The sequence below is a fragment of the Janthinobacterium sp. TND4EL3 genome (genome assembly GCF_900156175.1).
GTDB lineage: Bacteria > Pseudomonadota > Gammaproteobacteria > Burkholderiales > Burkholderiaceae_D > Janthinobacterium.
Genome location: NZ_FTMV01000012.1, coordinates 158310 through 180492 on the forward strand (window position 1 = coordinate 158310; position 22183 = coordinate 180492).

The following is a 22183-nucleotide window of genomic DNA, read 5'->3' on the forward strand; positions in this document are numbered from 1 at the left end:
TGGAGTATCATGAACACCGCATCCGCTACCCTGCCCAAGTCCCTCGCCATGATTGCATTGTGCTGGAGTTCGCTGTTGCCGGTGCAGGCGCAGGCTCAGGAGTCGAAGATCGCCTGGATCAGCAGCGAACGTATTTATAACGAATCGAGGCTGGCCAAGCTGGCCAGCGCCAAGCTGGCGGAGGAATTCCGCACGCGTGAAAAGGCCATGCAGGAACTGGCCGCCCGCTTCAAGGTGGCCAACGAGGCCCTGGAAAAGGACATGCCGACCCTGAGCGAGGCCGAGAGGGCCAAGCGCCAGCGCGAGTTCTTCGAGCTGGACAAGGAACTCCAGCGCCGCCAGCGCGAGTTCCGCGAAGACCTGAGCCAGCGCACGAACGAAGAGCGCAGTGCCATTGCGGAAAAGGCCAACACCATCATCCAGCAGATGGCGCATATCGAAGGATATGACATCGTGCTGCAGGAGGCCCTGTGGGCCAGCCCGCGCATCGACATCACCGACAAGGTGCTGAAGGCGCTGGACAAGTAAAAAACGTGTTAACACCTGCCGGCGGCGAGCAGCAAGCGCTGGCGGGGTATTTATAAAGGTACCAGATGGGCACTCGACTAGGAGATTTGGTCGAACGCTTCGGCGGACAGTTGGCGGGCGAGCCCAACCTGGAAGTTTCAGGGATCGCCCCTCTGGCTGACGCCGGCGCTTCGCACATCAGCTTTCTCAGCAATAGCAAATTCCGCGCACAGGCGGCGCAAAGCGGCGCCGCCGCGCTGATCCTCACGCCGGCAGACGATGCGCTGATCGGCGCCGAGTATGCGGGCGCGCGCATCGTCACACCGAATCCCTATGTGTATTTTGCACGCGCGGCGCAGTACTTCGCCGCGCTGCATGAAATCAAGGCGCCAATCGGCATTCATCCGGGCGCCTTTGTCGACGCGGGCGCGCAGGTGGACGCCAGCGCTTCGATCGGCGCCCATGCGGTGATCGAGGCGGGCGCCGTGATCGGCGCCGGCTGCGTCATCGGTCCCGGCTGCGTGGTGGGGCGCGACGCCGTCATCGGTGCGGGTACCCAGTTGTTCGCCAACGTGACCTTCCACGCGCGCTGCGTGATCGGCCAGCGCGGCATCATCCACTCGGGCGCCGTGATCGGCACCGACGGTTTCGGCTTCGCCAACGAAGGCGGCGTGTATATCAAGATTCCGCAGACGGGCAGGGTGGTGATCGGTGACGATGTCGATATCGGCGCCAATACCACCATCGACCGAGGTGCACTGGCCGACACCATCATCGAAGACGGCGTCAAACTGGACAACCAGATCCAGATCGGCCACAACTGCCACATTGGCGCGCATACGGCCATGGCCGGCTGCGTCGGCGTGGCCGGCAGCGCCATCATCGGCAAATACTGCACCTTTGGCGGCGCCGCCATGGTGCTGGGCCACCTGACGATCGCCGACCGCGTTCACGTCGGCTCGGGCAGCATGGTATCGCGCTCGATCGCCGAACCTGGCCAGTACACGGGTTTTTATCCGCTGGCCAAGAACGCCGACTGGGAAAAGAGCGCCGCCATCGTGCGCAACCTGTCAAGCATGCGCGAGAAGATCCGCGCGCTTGAAAAAACAATTAAAACACTGACCACGCAAGACGAAAAATGACTACTGAAAAAAAGACCCTCGACATCCTCGCCATCAAATCGCTGCTGCCGCACCGTTACCCGTTGCTGCTGGTGGACCGCGTGCTGGACTGGGAAGCGAACAAATCCATTACCGCCATCAAGAACGTGACGGTCAACGAAGAGTTCTTCCAGGGCCACTTCCCGCACAAGCCGGTCATGCCCGGCGTGTTGATGATTGAAGCGCTGGCGCAGACGGCTGCCCTGCTGTCGTTCCTGACCATGGGCGTGAAACCGGACGAGAATTCTGTGGTGTATTTCGTCGGCATCGACAATGCGCGCTTCAAGCGTCCCGTCGAGCCGGGCGATCAGCTGAAGATGGACGTGGAAATCCTGCGCGTCTCGCGCGGCATCTGGAAGTACAAGGCAGTCGGCTCCGTTGACGGCAAAGTGGCGCTGGAAGCGGAACTGATGTGCACCATCCGCAGCGCACAGGATGCGAGCCAGTCTGCGAGCCAGCCAGCGGGGCAGTGATGGCGGCCATCCACTCGACGGCAGTCATCGATCCGAAGGCCGAGCTTGACAGCTCGGTCGAGGTGGGGCCGTACACCATCATCGGTCCGCACGTGCGCATCGGCGCCGGTACCCGGGTTGGCCCGCACGTGGTGATCGACGGCCACACGACGATCGGCAGCGACAATCACCTGTTCCAGTTCTCTTCCATCGGCGCGCAGCCGCAGGATAAAAAATGGGCGGGCGAGCCGACGCGCCTGGAAATCGGCGACCGCAACACCATCCGCGAATTCTGCACCTTCAACACGGGCACCGTGCAAGGCGGCGGCGTGACGCGCCTGGGCAATGACAACTGGATTTCGGCATACGTGCACCTGGCGCACGACTGCCTGGTAGGCAATAACACGATTTTTTCGAACAATGCCCAGCTGGCGGGCCACGTGGAGATCGGCAACTGGGTCATCATGAGCGGTTTTGCCAACGTGCACCAGTTCTGCAAGATCGGCGCGCACGCCTTTGTCGGCATGAGCACCAGCCTGACACAGGACGTGCCGCCGTTCGTGCTGCTGAACGGCAATCCGGCGCAGGCTCACGGTGTGAATATCGAGGGCCTGAAACGCCGCGGCTTTACGCGCGAGCAGATCAACGGCATCCGCACCGCGTATAAACTCATCTACCGCTCGGGGCTGACCCTGGAAGAGTCCAAGGCAGCCCTGTTCGAAGAAGAGGCCGCATCATCGCCCGAGGTGGCGGAACACATTCGCGCCATGCGCGAATTCCTTGGCGTGGCGTCGCGTGGCATCGTCCGCTGACCAGGATCGCGGCCTGTCGGTCGCCATCGTCGCCGGCGAAGTGTCGGGCGACCTGCTGGCCAGCCGGCTGCTGTCCGGCCTCGTGCCGCAGCTGCCCGGTGCCCGTTTCCATGGCATCGGCGGCGAACACATGGCCAGGCAGGGTTTTGTGTCCGATTGGCCGCTCGACAAGTTGACCGTGCGCGGCCTGTTCGAGATCATTCCCCGTTACCGCGAAATCAAGGGCATCCAGAACGCGCTGCGCGACCAGCTGCTGGCCGAGCGGCCCGCCGTCTTCATCGGCGCCGATTATCCGGGCTTTAACCTGGGACTGGAACAGCAGCTCAAGGAAGGCGGCATCCCCACCGTGCACTACATCGGGCCACAGATCTGGGCCTGGCGCGGCGGACGCATCAAGAAAATTATCAAGGCCGTCTCGCACATGCTGGTGATTTTCCCGTTCGAGGAAGAGATCTACCGCAAGGCAGGCGTGCCCGTCACCTATGTCGGCCATCCGCTGGCCGAGATGATCCCGCTGCAGCCCGATGAAGCGGCCGCGCGCCGCACCCTGGGCTTGCCCGAGGATGCGAATGTGGTGACGCTGATGCCGGGCAGCCGCATGGGCGAACTCAAATACAATACAGTGGCCTTTGTCGGCGCCTGCAAACTGCTGCTGGCGCGCGACCGCTCCTTGCGCTTTGTCGCGCCCATGGCCGGCGAAAAACAGCGCCAGTACTTCCTGCAACTGATAGCAGAGGCTGGCTTGCAGGACGTCGAGATCATGCTCACCGATGGCGGCTCGCACACGGCCATCTGCGCCGCCGATGCGGTGCTGGTGGCGTCCGGCACGGCGTCGCTGGAAGTGGCGCTGTACAAGAAGCCCATGGTCATCGCCTACAAGATGATGCGCGCCTCGTGGGAAATCATGCGCCACATGGGCTACCAGCCGTGGATAGGCTTGCCGAACATCCTGGCGCGCGATTACCTGGTGCCCGAGCTGCTGCAGAATGCGGCCAGCCCCGAGGCGCTGGCCGACGCCATGTGGCGCCAGCTGAGCGACGTGCCGGGCCGCTTGCGCCTGGTGCAGCGCTTCACGGACATGCACCACAGCCTGCTGCGCGACAGCGCGCGCGAAAGCGCCAACGCGGTCATGCAGGTCATCGCGGCCCACCGCAAGTAAGCACCGTTTCAATTGCAGTTCCAACCAAAGATTCAACGTGAAAAATATCTATCCCGGCCTGTTTGACGACTTGCCATTCTCGCCCGACGACATCGTCTGCGGCGTCGACGAGGCAGGGCGCGGTCCGCTGGCCGGCCCCGTGTTTGCCGCCGCCGTGATCCTCGACCCGAACCAGCCCATCGACGGCTTGCGCGACTCGAAAAAACTCAGCGAAGCCAGGCGCGACCTTCTGGCGCCGCAGATCAAGGCCAAGGCCCTGGCCTGGGCCATCGCCGAAGCGTCGGAAGAGGAAATCGACCGCCTGAACATCCTGCAGGCGTCGATGCTGGCCATGCGCCGCGCCGTCGAAGCCCTGGCGACCGTGCCGACCCTGGCCCTGATCGACGGCAACCGCTGCCCCGTGATGCCGGTGCGCGGCATGGCCATCATCGGCGGCGACGACAAGGTCGATTCGATTTCCGCCGCCTCGATCTTGGCCAAGACGGCGCGCGACGCGGCGCTGGTGCACCTGCATGCGGCCTATCCCGAGTACTGCTTCGACCAGCACAAGGGCTATGGCACAAAATTGCACCTGGAGCGCCTGCACCTGCACGGCGCCTCGCCCGTGCACCGCCGCTCGTTCGCGCCCGTGCGCAACGTGATCGCCCTGTTCGGCGGGCAGGAGGTGGTCGCATGAAGACGATTACCTCGCGCGACAATGCGCAATACAAGGAGTTATTGAAGCTGGCGGGCAGTTCGCAGGCGCGCCGCAAGTCCGGCCGCACCTTGCTCGACGGCGTGCACCTGTGCCAGTCGTACCTGCAGCTGCGCGGCATGCCGGAGCAGTGCATCGTCAGCGAAAGCGCCTTGCAGAACCCCGAAGTGGCGGACATCGTCGGTCAGCTGGAAAGCCAGCGCGCACACGTACTGGGCTTGCCCGATGCCTTGTATAACGCGGTGAGCCAGGTCGAGCACGGCGTAGGCGTGATGTTCCTCATCGAGACACCGGAACGGGCCGTCACGCAGCCGCTGAGCGTGTCGGCCGTGCTGCTCGATAACCTGCAGGACCCGGGCAATGTGGGTTCCATCCTGCGCAGCGCCGCCGCCGCCGGCATCACGCAGGTGTACTGCAGCGCCGGCACGGCCTTCTGCTGGTCGCCCAAGGTGCTGCGCGCGGCGATGGGCGCGCACTTCGTGCTCGACATCTTTGAAAACGTCGACCTGGCGGCACTCGTATCGAACGCCAAGGTGGCGACGCTGGCCACCAGCGGCTACGCCACGCAGCGCCTGTACGATGTCGACCTGCGCCAGCCCGTCGCCTGGCTGTTCGGCCATGAAGGGCAGGGCGTGGCCGACGATTTATTATCGATGGCGACGCATCAGGTGGTCATTCCCCACCTGGGCCAGATCGAATCGCTGAACGTGGCCGCCTGCGCCGCCGTATGCTTCTTCGAGCAGCTGCGCCAGGGCCAGTCCTGACATTTCACACCAAGGCCCGCCATGCCTGATCATCCGGATTTTCCTTCGCTCGCCGACGGCGCCGCACGTGACGAGGCCTGGTGGCGCCAGGTAGCCGCGTTTTATCCCGCGCCGCCGGACGCCATTATCAATCTTGAGCACGGCTATTTCGGTGCCATGGCCGCGCCCGTGCAAGCGGCCTTCGAGCAGGCCGTGCGCTACACCAACGAGCAACTGAGTCCTTTCGTGCGCGGCGCGTTTACGCGCACGCAGGTGGATATACTGCGCCAGCGCGTCGCCGCACTGATCCACGCCGAGCCGCACGAGATCCTGCTGACACGCAGCGGTACCGAGTCCATGCAGGTGCTGATCGCGCAGTACCACGGCCTGGCGCCCGGCGATACGGTGTTGTGGAGTAATCTCGACTATCCGGCCATGCGCACGGCCATGCGCTGGCTGGCGCAGCGCCGTGGCGTCACCAGCACGCAAGTCGCATTGCGCTTGCCCATCGGCGATGACGAGATCATCGCCAGCTACGCGCAAGCCATGCGCCAGGCCGTCAAGCCCAAGTTGCTGCTGCTGTCGCAGGTGGCGCCGGCCAATGGCCAGCAAATGCCTGTGCAGGCCATCATGGCGCTGGCGCGCGAGCACGGCATCGACGTGCTGCTCGACAGCGCCCATGCGCTGGGGCAGATTGACGTGGACGTGCAGGCCATGGGCGCCGATTTCGCCGGTTTCAATCTGCACAAATGGCTGGGGGCACCGGCAGGACTCGGTGTCGTGTATATCCGCGCCTCGCAGCTGCACAAGATCGAGCCGCATTGTGGCGATGACGATTATCCGCTGGACGATATCCGCAGCCGCCTGCACATGGGCATGCCGCCCATCGGCGCCATCCTGGCCGCGCCAGCCGCGTTCGACTTCCATGCGCGCCTGGGTGGCACGCCGGCCAAGACCGAACGGCTGGCCTGGCTGCGCAATTACTGGGTCAGCCGCGCCGCGCAATTGCCCGGCGTGCAAATGCTGTCACCGCTTGATGCAAGGCGCGGCACGGCGCTGGTGGCCTTTGCCGTCGACGGCATGAGCGCGCGCGATCTGCAGCAAGCCTTGCTGCAGCGTTTTGGCATATTCACCGTGCAGCGCAATATCGGCGATGCCGACATCGTACGCGCCACGGTGGCCGTCACGACCACCACCGCTGAACTGGACCAATTGGTGGCGGCGCTGACGGTGCTGTCCCGCGAGGCGTTCTAGTACTCGCGGCGGTTCGGCTTGATCTCTTGCAGGATCGTCGTCGAGATCTCCTCGATCGACTTGGTGGTCGAAGAGAGCCAGCGGATGCCTTCGCGTTTCATCATCTTTTCCGCCTCGTTGACCTCGTAACGGCAATTTTCGATGGCCGCATACTTGCTTCCAGCGCGTCTTTCGTTGCGTATTTCCGACAAACGTTCGGGCGTAATGCTCAATCCGAAAATTTTATTCTTAAATTCGTTCAGTGCCGTTGGCAGCTTTTCGCGCTCGAAATCGTCGGGAATCAGCGGGTAATTGGCCGCTTTGATGCCATATTGCATGGCCAGGTACAGGCTGGTCGGGGTCTTGCCAGAGCGTGAAACACCCACCAGAATGACATCGGCCGATGACAGGTTCTTGTGCGACTGCCCATCGTCGTGCGCCAGCGAGTAATTGATCGCCTCGATGCGGTTCTTGTATTCCTCGCTGTCGACGATGTTGTGCGAGCGGCCGATGGTGTGGGTCGACATCACGCCCAGCTCCTGCTCCAGCGGCGCGACGAAGGTCTGGATCAGGTCCATGTGCATGCCGCTGGACTTGCGGATCACGGCCGACAGGTCGTTTTTCACCAGGGTGGAGAAAATGATCGGACGCTGGCCGTCGGTGGCAAACGCCTCGTTGATCTTGCGCGCCGCCTCGTAGGCCTTGTCCATGGTGTCGATGAAGGGCAGGCGGATCTGGCGGAAGCGCAGGTCGAACTGGGTCAGCACCGAGTGGCCGAAGGTCTCGGCGGTGATGCCGGTACCGTCGGAAACGAAGAAAACGGTGCGGGCCGCGGCGGGCAGAGGGGGGCGTGGTTCTTGTGTCATTGGTCTTCGGATCAAGATTGTGCGTCGTCATTTTGCGCCGCACAAGGTAAAATGGCTGTAACGGTATGATTGTGCTGCACGACGCCAAGAATAACAAGAAGACTGTCGGTGCGCCTCGCGTAAAGATTTCTATCATCAGTAAGGGTGTCATTATGACCAACGCAGTATCGCAACAGCAGGAAGACAAGGACGCGGTGTATGTTGCCTCGTTCGAGCATTTGCGCATGACGGATGTCGAATCCGTCGGCGGCAAGAACGCCTCCCTGGGCGAAATGATCAGCCAGCTGGCCGAAGCCGGCGTGCGCGTGCCCGGTGGTTTTGCCACCACGGCGCAGGCATTCCGCGACTTCCTGTCGTATAGCGCCAATGGCGGCTTGCCGCTGGCCGAACGCATTGCCCAGCGCCTCGAAGGGCTGAACATCGACGACGTGCGCTCGCTGGCGCAAGCCGGCGCCGAAATCCGTCAATGGATCGTGGAAACGCCGTTCCAGCCACGCCTGGCAGCGGAAATTGACCAGTTTTACGCCAAACTGGTAGCCGACTCCGACACGGAAATGTCGTTTGCCGTGCGTTCCTCGGCGACGGCGGAAGACTTGCCGGACGCATCTTTTGCCGGACAGCAAGAAACCTTCCTGAACGTGGTCGGCATCGACAACGTACTGGAAGCGATGAAGCAGGTGTTCGCGTCGCTGTACAACGACCGCGCCATTTCCTACCGCGTACACAAGGGTTTTACCCACGCTGAAGTGGCCTTGTCGGCCGGCGTGCAGCGCATGGTGCGTTCCGACCTGGGTGCGGCTGGCGTGATGTTTACCATTGACACGGAATCGGGCTTCAAGGACGTCGTCTTTGTCACCTCCAGCTATGGCCTGGGCGAAACCGTGGTGCAGGGTGCCGTCAACCCCGACGAATTCTACGTCCACAAGCCGATGCTGGAAAAAGGCAAGTCGCCTGTGATCCGCCGCAATATCGGCTCCAAACTGCTGAAGATGGAATTCACGAACGAAGCGAAAGCCGGCCGTTCCGTGAAAACCGTCGACGTGCCCGTCGAAATGCGCAACCGCTACTCGCTGAACGACAGCGAAGTGGTGGAACTGGCGAAATACGCCGTCATCATCGAAAACCACTACGGCCGTCCGATGGACATCGAGTGGGGCAAGGATGGCCGCGACGGCAAGCTGTACATCCTGCAGGCGCGTCCCGAAACCGTCAAGTCGCAGCAAAAGGCGACCGACGTGCAGGAACGCTTCAAGCTGAAGAGCACCGGCACCGTGCTGACGTCCGGCCGCGCCATCGGCCAGAAGATCGGCGCCGGCCCCGTGCGCGTGATTCACGACCCGGCGGACATGGAGCGCGTGCAGCCAGGCGACGTGCTCGTTGCCGACATGACGGACCCGAACTGGGAGCCGGTCATGAAGCGCGCCTCGGCCATCGTCACCAACCGTGGCGGTCGTACTTGCCACGCAGCAATTATTGCGCGTGAACTCGGCGTGCCGGCCGTCGTCGGCTGCGGTGACGCGACCGACGTGCTGAAAGATGGCACGTTTGTTACCGTCGTCTGCTCGGAAGGCGACGAAGGCAAGATCTACGACGGTCTGCTGGAAACGGAAGTATCGGAAGTGTCGCGCGGCGAATTGCCGAAGCTCGATACCAAGATCATGCTCAACGTGGGCAATCCGCAGCTGGCGTTCGACTTCCAGTCCGTGCCGAATGCGGGCGTGGGCTTGGCGCGCCTGGAATTCATCATCAATAACAATATTGGTGTGCATCCGCGCGCGATCCTGGAATACCCGAACATCGATGCCGACCTGAAAAAGGCCGTGGAATCGGTGGCGCGCGGCCACGCTTCGCCGAAAGCGTTCTATATCGACAAGCTGGCAGAAGGCATCGCCACCATCGCTGCCGCCTTCTGGCCGAAAAAAGTCATCGTGCGCCTGTCCGACTTCAAGTCGAACGAGTACAAGAAGCTGATCGGCGGTTCGCGCTACGAGCCGGACGAGGAAAACCCGATGCTGGGCTTCCGCGGCGCGGCGCGCTACCTGTCGGCCGACTTCTCCGAAGCGTTCAACATGGAATGCGAAGCGATGAAGCGCGTGCGCAACGACATGGGCCTGACGAACGTGGAGATCATGGTGCCATTCGTGCGCACCCTGGGCCAGGCCGAGAAAGTCATCGACTTGCTGGCGAAAAACGGCCTGAAGCGCGGTGAGAACGACTTGCGCGTCATCATGATGTGCGAAGTGCCGTCGAACGCCATCCTGGCCGACCAGTTCCTCGATTATTTCGACGGTTTCTCGATCGGTTCGAACGACCTGACCCAGCTGACCCTGGGCCTGGACCGCGATTCCGGCATGGAGCTGCTGGCTGCCGACTTCGATGAGCGCGATCCTGCCGTGAAGGCGCTGCTGGCCCTGGCCATCAAGGCTTGCCTGGCACGCGGCAAGTACATCGGCATCTGTGGCCAGGGTCCTTCCGACCATCCTGACTTCGCCGTCTGGCTGATGGAGCAGGGCATCGAGTCGATGTCCCTGAATCCCGACTCGGTGATCGATACGTGGCAGAAGCTGGCCGCGCTGAAAGCCTAAGCTTCTTTCGCGCTTTCTGAAAAACGCGCTGCCATGTCCTGGCAGCGGGTTTTTTTATGCGCCGTCACCCGCATCAAGTCCCTGGCGGATGGCGCACGCGCGTGAATGATGAGGTAGCGCAAGATCAGCTAAAATGATTCCACCAACACATTGACGGGAGTTCATATGGCAAGCAAGAAACCGAGCAAAGCTGCAAAGATCGACATCGGCATTTCGGAAGCGGACCGCGCGAAGATCGCGGAAGGCCTGTCCGGCCTGCTGGCCGACAGCTACACCTTGTACCTGATGACCCACAATTTCCACTGGAACGTGAAGGGGCCGATGTTCAATACCCTGCACCTGATGTTCATGACGCAGTACACGGAGCAATGGGGGGCACTGGACCTGATCGCCGAGCGCATCCGCGCCCTCGGCTATCCGGCGCCGGGCACGTACAAGGAATTCGTCAAGCTGGCCTCGATCAAGGAAATCGACGGCGTGCCGCCGGCCCTGGAAATGGTCAGCCACCTGGTGTCGGCGCAGGAAGCGACCGCGCGCACGGCGCGCCGCCTGTTCCCGCTGCTGGAAAAGGCCAACGACCAGCCAACGGCCGACCTGATCACGCAGCGCCTGGATTTGCATGAAAAGACGGCGTGGATGTTACGCAGCCTGCTGGAAGAGTAAGAACACCTGCCAGTACCTGCTGCGCGTCGCGATGTGCGGCCGCCGATGCTCATTGCCTCGGCGGCCCCTTGCTTCGCACAATTGTGCTTCTCAGTCACAAATCACCTGCGCTCGCTACGGTTTTGTCAGGTGCTGCACGTGCCGGCCCGGCGCCGCTAATTCGCCCCCGGCTATTGACGTCATCCGGAATTGCGTTAGACTGCTTGTATATAGGTGTCTGGCAAGAATAATATCAGCTGGTATTACGCATTAAACCCCGTCGCTTATATAGGCTGCGGGGTTTTTTATTTTCGGATTCAAATGGACGGAGGCATCATGGCTGAATGGGTGGGCTGGTTTGTGGCGGCAGGCGTGGTATTGATCCTGGAATTGTTCACGGGCACGTTTTATCTGCTGATGATTGCCATTGGTGTCGGCGCTGGCGGATTGGTGGCGCTGGCAGGCGGTAATGGCAGCTGGCAGGCCGTCACGGCGGCCATTGTCGGCGTGGCGGCCACCCTGTTACTGCGGCGCAGCCGTTTTGGCAAGGCGGCGCGGCGCGATGCGGCCCAGGATCCGAATGTAAATCTCGATATCGGCCAAAGCGTGGCAGTCTCGCATTGGGTCGATGGCGTGGCGCGTGTCATGTATCGCGGCGCCTTGTGGGATGTGGAATTGATACCCGGCAGCGATACGCAGGCCGGTCATTACACCATACGTGCCGTGCGCGGCAGCCGTTTGATTGTTGGATAACCTGGAGAGTGGATTATGGAAGTAAACATCGGAAGCGTGTCGCTGATCTTGTTATTGCTGGCATTGGTATTTGTCTTCAAGACGGTCAATGTAGTGCCGCAGCAGCATGCCTGGGTAGTTGAACGCCTGGGTAAATTCCACGCCGTATTGGGACCCGGTCTGAATATCGTCGTGCCGTTTGTCGACCGCATCGCCTACAAGCACGTGCTGAAGGAAATTCCGCTCGACGTGCCGCCGCAGGTGTGCATTACGCGTGATAACACCCAATTGCAGGTCGACGGCATACTGTATTTCCAGATTACCGACGCCATGCGCGCTTCGTATGGTTCGTCGAATTATATCGCCGCCATTACGCAACTGGCGCAAACCACGCTGCGTTCGGTCATCGGTAAAATGGAACTCGACAAGACATTTGAGGAGCGCGATCATATCAATACGGCCATCGTGAATGCCATCGATGAATCAGCCGCCAATTGGGGCGTGAAGGTATTGCGGTATGAAATCAAGGATCTGACGCCGCCGAAGGAAATCCTGCATGCCATGCAGGCGCAAATCACGGCCGAACGCGAAAAGCGTGCGCTGATCGCCGCATCGGAAGGGCGCAAGCAGGAACAGATCAATATTGCCAGCGGCGAGCGTGAAGCGAACATTGCCCGTTCGGAAGGCGAGAAACAAGCGTCCATCAACCGTGCCGAGGGCCAGGCGACTGCTATCGTGGCCCTGGCGCAGGCCAGTGCCGAAGCGCTGCGCCAGGTGGGGGCTGCTATCCGTGAGCCAGGCGGTGAAGACGCAGTCAATCTGAAAGTTGCTGAACAGTATGTTGCTGCATTTGCGCAATTGGCAAAAACGAATAACTCGATTATCGTTCCCGCAAATATGGGTGACATGAGTGGCCTGATTGCGACTGCGATGCAGGTAGTGAAAAACCAGAAGCCGAAAAGCGGGGTTGCCATTCCCTGAGTACGCGGGTTGGCTAGTTATTCAATAGTAACTGCTGTAGCAAGTGCCGCCCGCCTGATAGCGGGCGGTTTGCATTTGCAAGGGTGAATTAGGCAGTTGCAAGGGAATGGGCAATATGGCCTGATTTGGCAGGGCAGGGTTTGTTATCTCATGTCGTGTTATGCTCCACTTGTCTGCATATTGCGCCTGGCATGCAGCGCTGATTTGTATTTTCGATTGCAGTGAGTACAGATGTGCCTGTCGCGGTGATTGATTTGATGAATGGGTGCCGTTGGGCATTTGATCTTCAGGAATAATGCAAGGGACGGAGATAGTATTGCTCCCATGTTTTTTTGGAATCGCAATTTATTATTGCAATAAATTGCAATGAAACAAAAAGTGCTGCAAAATAAATGAGGAGAAGCACCGCATTGAATTTTCTCCTCGCTTCTTCTGCTCGGCATGCCGGCGTTGCCGCCTTCCCGTTTTTGCGGGCCGCATCGGCTTGCTGGTGATGGAAAGTGGGTATTTTGATAAAAGAAGTGTAAAAAACAGTCAAATCTTAAGAAAAATTGCCTCAGTCGCGTTACAATTGGATAGAATTTAACTGTTCAGTTATATTTTTCAACTCATACAAAGGAAATATCATGGATCTGTCCAGCTTATCCTTGTCTGAACTGCGCACGCTGCAGGACGACATCAAGAAGCAAATGAAGAAACGCGAGCAGGACGACTTGTCCAAAGCGCGCGAACAAATCCTGGCAATCGCGCAGAGCGTCGGTGTTTCGGTAAAAGATCTTGTCGGCACGGGCATCCGCGCTAAAACCGGTACCGTTGCTGTGCGCTATCGCAATCCCGATGATCCAACTCAGCAATGGACTGGCCGTGGCCGTCAACCGAAATGGGTCAAAGAGTGGACCGATTCGGGCAAGTCGCGTGATCTGCTGAAGGTGTAATACACCATTCATTCGGATGCTTGTCCTGTGTGGTAATGCAGGTGTGGTGCAAGGCAGCATACAAGCATCCGGAACTTTCTTTCTCGGTACGTCATTGACTAATGTAGTCTGCCTGATCTATCTGCTGTATATTTTATGACATTTTTAACAATGTCAATATCTTCTCCCGTTTTTATCTTTTCCCTTTCTATCATTCCTTATTGCGTGCGCCGTCCATGATTTTCCGCCTGCTGTCCGCAATCGGCAAAATAAAACCCGGCATATAGCCGGGCGGGTTGGTGTTGCCGTGCACGCTGCGTGCAAGGTGGCGCCATTAGCGGCGGTGCACTTTCATTGCCGCCTGGACTTCGCGTGCGCCATCGCGGTCGCGTTCCGCGGCCCGCTTGTCGTGCTGTTTCTTGCCCTTGGCCAAGCCGATTTCGCATTTCACGCGGCCGCCCTTGTAATGCAGGTTGAGCGGCACCAGTGTGTAGCCTGAGCGTTCGACCTTGCCGATCAGTTTATCCATTTCCGCGCGGTGCAGCAGCAGCTTGCGCGTGCGTACGGCTTCCGGGTGGATGTGGGTGGAGGCGGTCGGCAGGGCGCTGATATGCGCGCCGAACAGGAAGAGCTCGTCGCCGCGGACGACAACGTAGGCTTCCTTGATCTGTACGCGAGCGTCGCGGATGGCTTTGACTTCCCAGCCTTCCAGCACGATGCCCGCTTCGTAGCGATCCTCAATGAAGTAGTCGTGGAATGCTTTTCTGTTGTCTGCTATGGTCATGAGATGGTAAATGTGCGCGGGTCGGTTAAACTACTGTCTCGCGCAAGCGCGATAAAATCAAATGTATCCAACATCATAGCAAATGGTTCTTCAATGGCAGTAGTACATAAATCAGTTTTTCTTGGCTACAGCGCCGAACAAATGTTCGCGCTGGTGGCGGCGGTGGAAGATTATCCCAAATTCCTGCCCTGGTGCGGCGCGGTCGAGATACGTGAGCGTGGCGAGAATACGATCGTCGCCAGCGTGGGCATACATTACCATGGCGTGCGCCAAAGCTTCACCACGTCCAACGAGAACGTGCCTTTCAGTTCCATCAAGATGAAGCTGGTGGACGGTCCTTTCAAGACCCTCGATGGTGTATGGACCTTCAAGGCCCTGCGCGAGGACGCCTGCAAGATCGAACTGGACCTGCATTACGAGTTTTCCAGCCGGGTGCTCGAGCAGATCATCGGCCCCGTGTTCGGCATGATCGCCAACAGCATGGTCGATTCCTTCTGCAAGCGCGCGGAGACCGTATATGGCTGAAGCGCGCATTCAGGTGCAGGTCTGCCATGCGCTGCCGGACTTGGCCTTCCTGCGCTCCCTGAGCGTGCCTGCGGGCACCACTGTCGAGCAGGCGGTGGTGCTCAGTGGTTTGTTGCAGGAAATCCCTGGCATTGACCTGGCCGTGAACATGGTCGGCATCTATGGCAAGAAAAAGTCGCGCGATACCGTCTTGCGTGAGCATGACAGGGTGGAAGTCTATCGCCCCTTGCAGGCGGACCCGAAAGAGGCGCGCCGGCGCCGCGCAGGCAGCAAGTCGGGCAAGGCATAAGCGGGCATTTACGCCAGCACGATATTTTCGAGGTGAAATGAAAGCGGTGTCGGCGATGGGCCGGAGCCGCCGCCCGTCATGACGATATCGGCGCTGGCAATGCCCAGCAGGGACAGCTCCGTGTTGACTTGCGAGAGCAGGGCAGTGGACGCGGCCTCTCCGGCTGTCATGCCCGTCACTGCGCCCAGCAAGATGGCTGGCTCGTCTGCGTGCGCCGTGCTCTGGCAGGCCTCGTCATCCTGCGTGCTGGCCAGCAGCCTGCCGGATCGGTAGATGTCGGCGCTGAGCGCTCCCCTGCTCAGCCTGTCGATCACTTTTACTTCCAGCGCTTGCGTGCCGACGGTCATGGGGAGGCCGGCCACATCTGGCTTGTCTTGGGCTGTCAGCTGATGCTGGGTAGGCTCAACTTTCGGCTGAAAGCTGAAGCCCAGGTGATCGTCCGGGATCTGCAGTGGCCACATCAAAGGCTGAGTATCGTTGATGCCGCGACTTGCGATCACCGTCCAGACCATCGGAAGGTCATTGGATGCGCTCGCAACATTTTTCTGAAAGATGGCAATCTGCGTGTTGCCTGCCTCGTTGGAGCGGTTGATGAAGTTCAGTTTGATGTTCATGTGAGTGCTTTCCGGTGGCCTCCGCTGCGGCGGGCGGAGCAGCATGCATTATAGGCAGGATTGGCAAGAAGGAATCTAACGAAATATTGCCTTGCATGCATGCGGGGCGTGTTGATTCCCGTTTTCGCCCATGGCTTGCCGAAGTTCAAGACAAAGTTTCTGGATTTCTGTATAAGTTGCTTTTATCCGTCACAGGTAAGTATCCATGCGGGTTCTAGCCATTTCGCAATACGCATGGGCGAAACGTGGGCGAAAATCTAAGCGACTCCTGCCTTTAACCCATCTGTCATTTTGCAGTATTGATCCGGCAACACGCCACCCTCTTGCTCAACCCAGCGGCCATACGTTCGGGTGATCATGGTCGTATCGGTATGCCCCATTTGCTTTGCCACGTACATTGCGTTGGCGCCCGTCGATAACAGCGTCGACGCGAATGTGTGCCTCGTCTGATACGGATTTCGGTAGCGGACCTGGGCCTTCTTGATCATTGCTGCCCAGAAGAGGCTCAGGCGCTGCGTGTTGTCCCAGCCCTGGCCGGTAGCCGGATCAAGGAACACCAGGCCACCAGCAAGGAAGCTATGTTGTTTCTGTGCAACCAGCGCCGCGACAGCGCCGCGCCGCAGGTCGACCAAGCGACGCCCGGCGCGTGTCTTCAGTTCCTCCCGAGACTCGCCCATCACGCGCGACCGCTCAACCTTCGCCTTGAATCCGGCCCAGTCGATCGATTCCCAACGTAGCGCGATGTATTCACTCGGGCGCATGCCCGTGTAGAAGGCAAACTGAAAGACGTTCCTGGCCTGGCCCTGGGCAGCCCCGAGGATGGCCGCAATCTCCTGTGCGGAGAAGGGGTCTACCTCGTATTCAGCCTTGTACGCATCGCGGTCTAGCGTTTTTTGCAATTTCACGCGGTCCAGCGGGTTGCTTTCGATCAGGTCGTCGTTTATTGCAAGCTCCAGGGCACCGCGCAACGGGATGAGAATTTGTCGCACGGAGGTTGCTTTCAGCGAGAGATCGACAATCCAAGTGCGCAGCGCCGCCGGCGTAAGCTCAGTGAGCAGCGTGTCGCCCCATTGCCCCAATAGAATTTTGTTGAGCACGCGCTTGTAGCTTTTTAACGTGCTGGGTGCGAGGATGCGCTCATAGATTTCGAACTGCTGTTTAAGCAGGTCGCCAACGGTTACATCCTTGCCCCGAGGTTGTAAGCCAAACTTCTTCAGCTGCGTCGAATCAGGGAAGTACTTGGCATAGCTGAAATTGCCTAGCGCAATCGCATTCAGGATCTCGCCGCGCAGCCGCTCGGCGTATTTGATGTTTGCCTTGCTGTGCGCGAGCTTCAACGTTTCCCGGCACTCAGTTCCCCGGTACATAAATTTTATGCGGATCGATTCGCTTTGGACGCCGGACCGGAGTTCGACGCCTGGCGGGCTGGACTTGTTTGTTCCCATTTTGCTACCCATTCTTCTACTGCCGGCAAGTTGATCCACAGCCGGCCATCCACAATTTTGCATTGATTGCCGTCGAGCCACTTGCCAGCCTTGCGGCGGGCCTGCACGGAATCGACGGAATCACCTGATATTTCAACGTAGCGCTCCAGCTTCACCCAGGCCAGAGGCTGGCGCTCTGCCTCTGCCTTGGCGGCCGCCGCGCGCGCATTGCGCTCGATGGTTTCGACCAGCTTGGCCACCATGTCGTGCTCGCCCATGTTCATGGCGCGCTCCCTGTCGCCACGTCAGCAGCGCGTTCCAGGGCGGCTTGCTCGCGGCCAGCAGCAACCAGTACGCGGAACACATCGCTGTTGCGCAGCAGCGCGCCCGGCTCATTCAAGCCCCACAGGACAGGCAGCGCCGAGATTTGATCCATCAGCCGCCCGATGATCGGCTGAGGCGCAGCAGCAGGCAGCGGAGAATGCTTCGGCTTGGCCGCCTGCTTGGCGCGGATCGCCTCGACCTTCGTCCAGATCCTGGCCAGCTCCGTCTCGCCGGCGGCTTGCATGTCCAGGCCCTGGGCCAAGCACAGCGCCGCCAGTGTGACCATGACACCGCCGACTTCCTGCGCGCGCTCGCCGACTGGGCGGCCGTATACATAGCCAACCAGCTGGTGCGCCTCGCTGGCCGTGTAGCCGCATGCCTGCACCAGCTCCAGTGATTCTTCCAGGAAACGGTGATTGCGCTCGGCGCCGTCGGCGGAGATTTCGGCACCGAAGCACGCCATCATCCAAAGCTGTACGCGGCCCTGGAATGAATCGATGGGCGTTGCACGGACAGGCGGATTGCGTTGCTCGTTGTTGATCATTCTGCATGCTCCAAAAAAGTTATTTCGTTGGGCTGGCGCGGCGTCGCGTCGCCCATCAGGTAAATCACGGACGACACGCCGCCGCCCAGCACCTGGGCACCCATGGCGCGCAAGTGGCGCTGCTTGCCGTCGAACAGCACGGGCTGGCAGGTGTGGATCGCGCGCAGCACGGCGCGGTCCAGCTTGTAGGCGGCCTCGGCCGGAGTTTCCGGCGCGGGCGCTGGGGTGCGGCTGCTCATTGCGCCGCCGACGCGCGGCGCGCGAACCATGCCACTGGGCCATCGTTCTCTTCGTCGTACAGCGCGAGCAGGAACCAGCCTGGGCCTGGCGCCGTGGGCTGCCAGTCGACTAATGCGCTCGGATCGCCATCACCTTCCAGGTAACGCTCTGCCAAGTCGGGTGCGTCGCCGTCCATCCAGACGCGTTGAACCTCCAGCCCCTGGGCGTCTATCCATTCCTTGAATTTGGCGGCATCGCCTTCGTCAAAGGGTGGCAGATCAGGATGCTCATACCAGCCTTGAGCATCGCGTATGACTGGTGCTGCTTCAATTATCTTTTTCATATCCGCCTTTCAGGTTGTCGCGGCCAAGACGCCCGCAATGGTCGCCGCCACGTAAATCAGGATCAGGGCCGCCGCCACGCGCGCGGCACCGGGGCTGCGTTCGCTGTTCTGCACTTCGTCGTCGTCGGTCATTGCGTATTACCTTTAGGGTTTCGACTTCCGACCCCGTGCACCCCATGCACGCACCCTGCGGCCGCCGGCTTCATGACGCCACCGGCACAGCACGGCCGCCGCGCCACCGCCAGCCCGGCGCAATTTGGCTGTAGCGCCACATGCCCATGCGATCGCTGGTGGTTATGCGTGGCCACGGCTTGCCGCCGGACTCCCATTCCGGGCCTTCCCAGTAATCAGCCGGCAGCCGGGCGTGATCATAGTGCTGCACCCAGCCGACCCGGGAATCCCGACCATCCCAATCCCCATCCCAATCGCACCAGGTGTGTTCCGGGATGCCGCTGATGCGTTGCCACAGGCCGTATTCGGCGGGCCGGTGACGGCGTAGCCATTTCGCGCGCGCACAGGAGAATGGCTCGTCAGCCAGGCCTAGCTCGCTCGATGGCGTGTACTTCGTCGTGTCGCCATGGCTGCGCAACAGCTGGACGGCGCGCTTGGCCTGCTTTTTGTAGATGCGCGGGTTCATGGCGCAACTCGCTTGATGGTGATTGCCCAGCACCACGGATTGGCATCCCAGTCGCCGCCGGTCGATTCCCACAGGTCGCGCCAGGCCGTGCGCTCGGTTGCGCGACCGCTGGCATCCGATCCTTTGCACACGATGTCGTAGCGATCCTGCGATTCGGCCAGCGCTTCCATATCAATGCCCTCGGCAACAATGTCGGCATCGCTGATATCCTGCAGGCGCTCGACGCGCACCGACACGATCTCCAGCAGGATGCGGCTTGCCAAGCGCGGCATGTGGATGCTGGGCGTCCAGCGCGCTGGTTTTCGTGTCGGCTGCCGCTGTGGAAGCTCAGCGCCATCGGCGCGGAAGATCGGACATTCCTCATGTCCGTTATCGTCCATGCAAAACGTCTCGCGCACCCAAATGCGGTCGCCAGGCTGGCCGTATGGGCATTTGCGGCCCGATTCCGCCAGCAGTGCAAGGAGTGCGGTCGGATCGCCTTGCCACGGCTCGATACGCTTGTTGGTGACCATCTGCGGCTGAGGCTTGATGATGCGCCCGGTCTGCGTCTTGCTGCCGTCGAGCACGGCGCGCACCATGGCGCCGTTCATGAAGATAGGGCGCTCTTTCATGCTTTTTCTCCAGCGGCCGGCGTGGCCGCAAACATATCGACGGTTTTGGTGTCGCGCACCACCAGCGGCGGCAGCACGTCCAGGAATTCGCCGATGGTCAGCGCGTTGTCGCGCGGGCCATACGGCAGGCAATCGACGGTCCAGTCGCCCGGAAGGTCGTCCTCTGTCCGAATTTCCTCGTCGGCCACCGCGTCGATGGGCTGGTCCTTGATCTCGCCAAAGCTCGACTTAAAGCGGATTTCGGCTTCGCGCTCGCTGGTGGCCATGACGACGGCCGTCAGGGTGGCGCTGACGGTGTAAAGGCGGTTGATCATGTGGCGGCGCCTTTTAAGACTTCGTGCACGCTCGCCATTACCTCATCGAACTCGGGCGATGTGCACGGTATGCCTTCATGGTGGTCCGCGATGCCGTTCCTGTCGTCGAGCTTCTTGATCGCCATGAGCAGGGCGCTCGCCGCGCACAGCTTTTCTTCCAGGCCTTTGGTGTAGGCGCTCATGCTGCGCACGTTCCAGCCACCATCGAGCGCGTCGTCGGGCAGGCCATCGAGTGCATTCCAGCAGGCAACCAGGTGCTGCGCGTTGGCCTCGCGCATGCCGGGATTGTTCGCGCCAAAGTCAATGGCCACCGCTACGCCAGCACTGCCGCCCATCCCACGGATCACGGTTTCCGGGCTGCAGCCGTCATCCTGACCCGTTTCGGCAACGAAAAGCAGGCCAGGGGTGCGCACGCCGCTCATGCTGCCGCTCCCGTCACCGCCGCCACCGTATAGACGCCTTGCGTACCCTTGACCACGCCGGCGACTTCCATCGCCTCGATCAGCCGGGCCGCACGGTTGTAGCCGATCAGTAGGTGGCGCTGCACCAGTGATATCGATGCTCGCTGCTGAGTGCGCACTACCTCGACGGCCTGGTCGTACAGCGGATCGCTCGCGCTACCGTCGCCGGGCGGCACGGCGCCGGGCGCCTGGCCGTTCAACTCCAGCACCACGCGCTGTTCGCGCACTGGCTCGTGGCCTTTGGCCGGCACCGTGTCAACGGCCGGGCCCGGAGGCCGCGCATCCACCTCCGCTTCGCCGCCCAGCGCCTCAACCAGGTCGGCCAGCATCTTGGCCAGCTCGCCCGTCATCAGCGCGAAGTCGCTGTCGAAGCGCTCGTCGTCGTTGCGCGTGGCGCTTTCCTTGATAATTTCCAGCGGCTTCACGGACTTGATGGCCAGACTCTCGTCCAGCACGAAGCTGACCTTGTCGCTCCAGGTCATGGCAAGGCGCGTGCACTGCTTGCCGGCCGCGATATGGCGGCGGATATCGTCCGCTTCCAGGGTGTGGCGCTTGTATGCCACCTGGGCCTTGCTCTCGCCCGTGGCGCGCATGATCGCATCTTGGTCGACCGTGAAGCCGGCCGGGGATTCGTCCGCTTGCAGCCATTCCGTCATCGCGCCGACTGGCGAGCGCATGACGCGCAGGCTTTCCAGCGGCAGCTTGTCGACGGATTTCAGCAGCAGTTTGATCACTTCGTCGGCCTTGACTGGGCTGGCCGCATCCACCACCAGCCAGCCATTCACCGGATCGATCCACACGGCCGTGGTGCTGAGAATGGCGAAGGCGCGCGGCAGCAGTTCGTCGGTGACGCGCTCCTTCAATTCTTTCATGGCCTTCTTGCCGGGCGCGAAGCCCTGGGCCTCTTCCATTTCCAGCGCGCGGGCAGCGGCCACCTGGTTGATCACGGTCGACGGCAGCAGCTTCTTCTCGGTTTTCAGCTGCAGCAGGAACTGGCCGCCGACGGCGTGCACCAGCGGCGTGCCGGCGGCGCGAGGTGCGGCCCAGCCCTGGCGTACCAGGTCCATGCTGGTGGCCGGCGTGAACTGTTGCGGCGCCAGCGCCTGCTCGAGCACTGCGGCCGTCATGGCCCAAGCGGCGGGCAAGCGGTAAATCTGCAAATTCTTGAAAAACATGGCGCTTCCTTATTCTGAGAACACGACGCCGCGCGCGGCACCGAAGGCATACAAAAATTCAATGAACTGCGCGGCTTCCTTCACGTAGAAGTCGCTGGTCTGGACGCCCAGCTGCACGATCCGGCGCCCGTCGAAGCTGGGCGTCACGCGCCCGTCGTGGTGCAGCGGCGTGCCGGCCAGGCGCATTTCGTCGGCAAACTCGTCCACCAGCAGCCGCTTCATGTCGTCCGCATCCCACTTGCGCCCGATGTGCTCGACCTGTTTTGCGATCTCACCGATCATCGCGTGATACTTTTCTTCCTGGGCGCGTTTCTTCTTCGGCTCGGAAAATACGACCATCCAGCCGGCCGGTGCGGTTTTGGCGAATTCGACCGCCCGGCGCCGTGCCTCGTCGTGTACGAGGAAGTAGGTCTGTTTCGTCATGGCGGTACTCCCGCCG

General features: G+C 60.9%; 29 protein-coding genes and 2 pseudogenes. 15 read left to right on the plus strand and 16 right to left on the minus strand.

From position 1 onward, the window contains the following. Positions 1 to 9: 9 nt before the first annotated feature. The 8 genes from BXA07_RS18785 (at position 10) to BXA07_RS18820 (ending at position 6781) form a co-directional block, all read left to right on the plus strand. On the plus strand, positions 10 to 528 hold the full coding sequence (locus BXA07_RS18785) for an OmpH/Skp family outer membrane protein (protein ID WP_076569785.1): 519 nt from the start codon (positions 10 to 12) through the stop codon (positions 526 to 528). 65 nt (positions 529 to 593) lie between these two features. Beyond that, positions 594 to 1649 carry a UDP-3-O-(3-hydroxymyristoyl)glucosamine N-acyltransferase gene (gene lpxD / locus BXA07_RS18790; protein ID WP_076569788.1) on the plus strand — a complete coding sequence of 352 codons (1056 nt, stop codon included), beginning with the start codon at positions 594 to 596 and terminating at the stop codon, positions 1647 to 1649. Continuing rightward, a complete protein-coding gene (gene fabZ / locus BXA07_RS18795) occupies positions 1646 to 2140 on the plus strand; it encodes a 3-hydroxyacyl-ACP dehydratase FabZ (RefSeq protein ID WP_071324018.1) in 495 nt (164 codons plus the stop codon). Before lpxD ends, fabZ begins: the two co-directional genes overlap by 4 nt. Next, positions 2140 to 2931, plus strand: a complete 792-nt coding sequence (gene lpxA / locus BXA07_RS18800) for an acyl-ACP--UDP-N-acetylglucosamine O-acyltransferase (RefSeq protein WP_076569791.1) — start codon at positions 2140 to 2142, stop codon at positions 2929 to 2931. The genes fabZ and lpxA overlap by 1 nt, the downstream gene beginning before the upstream one ends. Continuing rightward, positions 2915 to 4090 (plus strand): lipid-A-disaccharide synthase, encoded by a 1176-nt coding sequence (gene lpxB / locus BXA07_RS18805; protein ID WP_076569967.1) that lies wholly within the window; start codon positions 2915 to 2917, stop codon positions 4088 to 4090. The genes lpxA and lpxB overlap by 17 nt, the downstream gene beginning before the upstream one ends. A gap of 37 nt (positions 4091 to 4127) precedes the next feature. After that, entirely contained in the window at positions 4128 to 4766 is a 639-nt protein-coding gene (rnhB, locus tag BXA07_RS18810; protein WP_076569794.1) for a ribonuclease HII, read from the plus strand. Then, positions 4763 to 5548, plus strand: coding sequence for a TrmH family RNA methyltransferase (locus BXA07_RS18815; RefSeq protein ID WP_076569797.1), 786 nt, complete (start codon positions 4763 to 4765; stop codon positions 5546 to 5548). Before rnhB ends, BXA07_RS18815 begins: the two co-directional genes overlap by 4 nt. Positions 5549 to 5569: 21 nt before the next feature. Next, on the plus strand, positions 5570 to 6781 hold the full coding sequence (locus tag BXA07_RS18820; RefSeq protein ID WP_076569799.1) for an aminotransferase class V-fold PLP-dependent enzyme: 1212 nt from the start codon (positions 5570 to 5572) through the stop codon (positions 6779 to 6781). On the opposite strand, the gene BXA07_RS18825 is transcribed toward BXA07_RS18820, so the two are convergent. Next, positions 6778 to 7626, minus strand: coding sequence for a posphoenolpyruvate synthetase regulatory kinase/phosphorylase PpsR (locus BXA07_RS18825; protein ID WP_076569801.1), 849 nt, complete (start codon positions 7624 to 7626; stop codon positions 6778 to 6780). The two genes, BXA07_RS18820 and BXA07_RS18825, sit on opposite strands and share 4 nt — an antisense overlap. A 152-nt stretch (positions 7627 to 7778) precedes the next feature. Between BXA07_RS18825 and ppsA the strand changes: the two genes are divergently transcribed. The 5 genes from ppsA (at position 7779) to BXA07_RS18850 (ending at position 13501) form a co-directional block, all read left to right on the plus strand. Continuing rightward, positions 7779 to 10211 (plus strand): phosphoenolpyruvate synthase, encoded by a 2433-nt coding sequence (ppsA, locus tag BXA07_RS18830; protein WP_076569969.1) that lies wholly within the window; start codon positions 7779 to 7781, stop codon positions 10209 to 10211. Positions 10212 to 10376: 165 nt separating this feature from the next. Further along, the gene (locus BXA07_RS18835) at positions 10377 to 10874 is read left to right on the plus strand and encodes a Dps family protein (RefSeq protein WP_076569804.1); all 498 of its coding nucleotides are present in this window, start codon (positions 10377 to 10379) and stop codon (positions 10872 to 10874) included. 315 nt (positions 10875 to 11189) lie between these two features. Continuing rightward, positions 11190 to 11606 (plus strand): NfeD family protein, encoded by a 417-nt coding sequence (locus BXA07_RS18840; RefSeq protein ID WP_076569970.1) that lies wholly within the window; start codon positions 11190 to 11192, stop codon positions 11604 to 11606. Between the two features lie 15 nt (positions 11607 to 11621). Continuing rightward, complete coding sequence (locus tag BXA07_RS18845; RefSeq protein WP_076569806.1) at positions 11622 to 12566, plus strand: SPFH domain-containing protein; 945 nt, start codon at positions 11622 to 11624, stop codon at positions 12564 to 12566. A 626-nt stretch (positions 12567 to 13192) separates the two neighbouring features. Then, entirely contained in the window at positions 13193 to 13501 is a 309-nt protein-coding gene (locus BXA07_RS18850; RefSeq protein WP_076569808.1) for an H-NS histone family protein, read from the plus strand. A 313-nt stretch (positions 13502 to 13814) separates the two neighbouring features. On the opposite strand, the gene smpB is transcribed toward BXA07_RS18850, so the two are convergent. Then, positions 13815 to 14264, minus strand: coding sequence for an SsrA-binding protein SmpB (smpB, locus tag BXA07_RS18855; RefSeq protein ID WP_076569810.1), 450 nt, complete (start codon positions 14262 to 14264; stop codon positions 13815 to 13817). Positions 14265 to 14357: 93 nt separating this feature from the next. On the opposite strand from smpB, the gene BXA07_RS18860 reads away from it, so the two are divergent. Together BXA07_RS18860 and BXA07_RS18865 are read left to right on the plus strand one after the other, a co-directional pair. After that, on the plus strand, positions 14358 to 14789 hold the full coding sequence (locus BXA07_RS18860; protein WP_076569812.1) for a type II toxin-antitoxin system RatA family toxin: 432 nt from the start codon (positions 14358 to 14360) through the stop codon (positions 14787 to 14789). Next, complete coding sequence (locus BXA07_RS18865) at positions 14782 to 15078, plus strand: RnfH family protein (protein ID WP_076569813.1); 297 nt, start codon at positions 14782 to 14784, stop codon at positions 15076 to 15078. Before BXA07_RS18860 ends, BXA07_RS18865 begins: the two co-directional genes overlap by 8 nt. Before the next feature lie 8 nt (positions 15079 to 15086). Here BXA07_RS18865 and BXA07_RS18870 read toward each other — a convergent pair whose 3' ends face one another. From BXA07_RS18870 to BXA07_RS18930, 14 genes and pseudogenes are all read right to left on the minus strand, one after another. Continuing rightward, entirely contained in the window at positions 15087 to 15692 is a 606-nt protein-coding gene (locus tag BXA07_RS18870) for a hypothetical protein (protein ID WP_076569815.1), read from the minus strand. A gap of 257 nt (positions 15693 to 15949) precedes the next feature. After that, positions 15950 to 17149, minus strand: a complete 1200-nt coding sequence (locus BXA07_RS18875) for an Arm DNA-binding domain-containing protein (RefSeq protein WP_348532967.1) — start codon at positions 17147 to 17149, stop codon at positions 15950 to 15952. Continuing rightward, complete coding sequence (locus BXA07_RS31135) at positions 17065 to 17400, minus strand: hypothetical protein (RefSeq protein WP_076569819.1); 336 nt, start codon at positions 17398 to 17400, stop codon at positions 17065 to 17067. Before BXA07_RS31135 ends, BXA07_RS18875 begins: the two co-directional genes overlap by 85 nt. Further along, positions 17397 to 17984 carry a hypothetical protein gene (locus BXA07_RS18885; RefSeq protein WP_212592333.1) on the minus strand — a complete coding sequence of 196 codons (588 nt, stop codon included), beginning with the start codon at positions 17982 to 17984 and terminating at the stop codon, positions 17397 to 17399. Before BXA07_RS18885 ends, BXA07_RS31135 begins: the two co-directional genes overlap by 4 nt. Beyond that, positions 17981 to 18223: a hypothetical protein gene (locus BXA07_RS18890; protein WP_076569820.1), complete on the minus strand. Its 243-nt coding sequence runs from the start codon at positions 18221 to 18223 to the stop codon at positions 17981 to 17983. Before BXA07_RS18890 ends, BXA07_RS18885 begins: the two co-directional genes overlap by 4 nt. Continuing rightward, positions 18220 to 18546, minus strand: a complete 327-nt coding sequence (locus BXA07_RS18895) for a hypothetical protein (RefSeq protein WP_076569822.1) — start codon at positions 18544 to 18546, stop codon at positions 18220 to 18222. The genes BXA07_RS18890 and BXA07_RS18895 overlap by 4 nt, the downstream gene beginning before the upstream one ends. A 9-nt stretch (positions 18547 to 18555) precedes the next feature. Further along, the gene (locus tag BXA07_RS31650) at positions 18556 to 18678 is read right to left on the minus strand and encodes a hypothetical protein (protein WP_280175065.1); all 123 of its coding nucleotides are present in this window, start codon (positions 18676 to 18678) and stop codon (positions 18556 to 18558) included. A 70-nt stretch (positions 18679 to 18748) separates the two neighbouring features. Next, positions 18749 to 19183 (minus strand): hypothetical protein, encoded by a 435-nt coding sequence (locus BXA07_RS18900; RefSeq protein WP_076569823.1) that lies wholly within the window; start codon positions 19181 to 19183, stop codon positions 18749 to 18751. Next, entirely contained in the window at positions 19180 to 19794 is a 615-nt protein-coding gene (locus BXA07_RS18905) for a hypothetical protein (RefSeq protein ID WP_076569825.1), read from the minus strand. The genes BXA07_RS18900 and BXA07_RS18905 overlap by 4 nt, the downstream gene beginning before the upstream one ends. Next, entirely contained in the window at positions 19791 to 20108 is a 318-nt protein-coding gene (locus tag BXA07_RS18910) for a hypothetical protein (RefSeq protein WP_076569827.1), read from the minus strand. Before BXA07_RS18910 ends, BXA07_RS18905 begins: the two co-directional genes overlap by 4 nt. Next, complete coding sequence (locus BXA07_RS18915) at positions 20105 to 20530, minus strand: hypothetical protein (protein WP_076569829.1); 426 nt, start codon at positions 20528 to 20530, stop codon at positions 20105 to 20107. The genes BXA07_RS18910 and BXA07_RS18915 overlap by 4 nt, the downstream gene beginning before the upstream one ends. After that, a pseudogene (locus BXA07_RS31385) lies at positions 20527 to 20718 on the minus strand (DNA translocase FtsK); the annotation flags it as partial. The pseudogene BXA07_RS31385 and the gene BXA07_RS18915, both read right to left, overlap by 4 nt. Positions 20719 to 20856: 138 nt before the next feature. Further along, positions 20857 to 21744, minus strand: a pseudogene (locus BXA07_RS18925) (recombination-associated protein RdgC); the annotation flags it as partial. Positions 21745 to 21753: 9 nt separating this feature from the next. Then, complete coding sequence (locus BXA07_RS18930) at positions 21754 to 22167, minus strand: recombination protein NinB (protein ID WP_076569831.1); 414 nt, start codon at positions 22165 to 22167, stop codon at positions 21754 to 21756. Between the last annotated feature and the right edge of the window lie 16 nt (positions 22168 to 22183).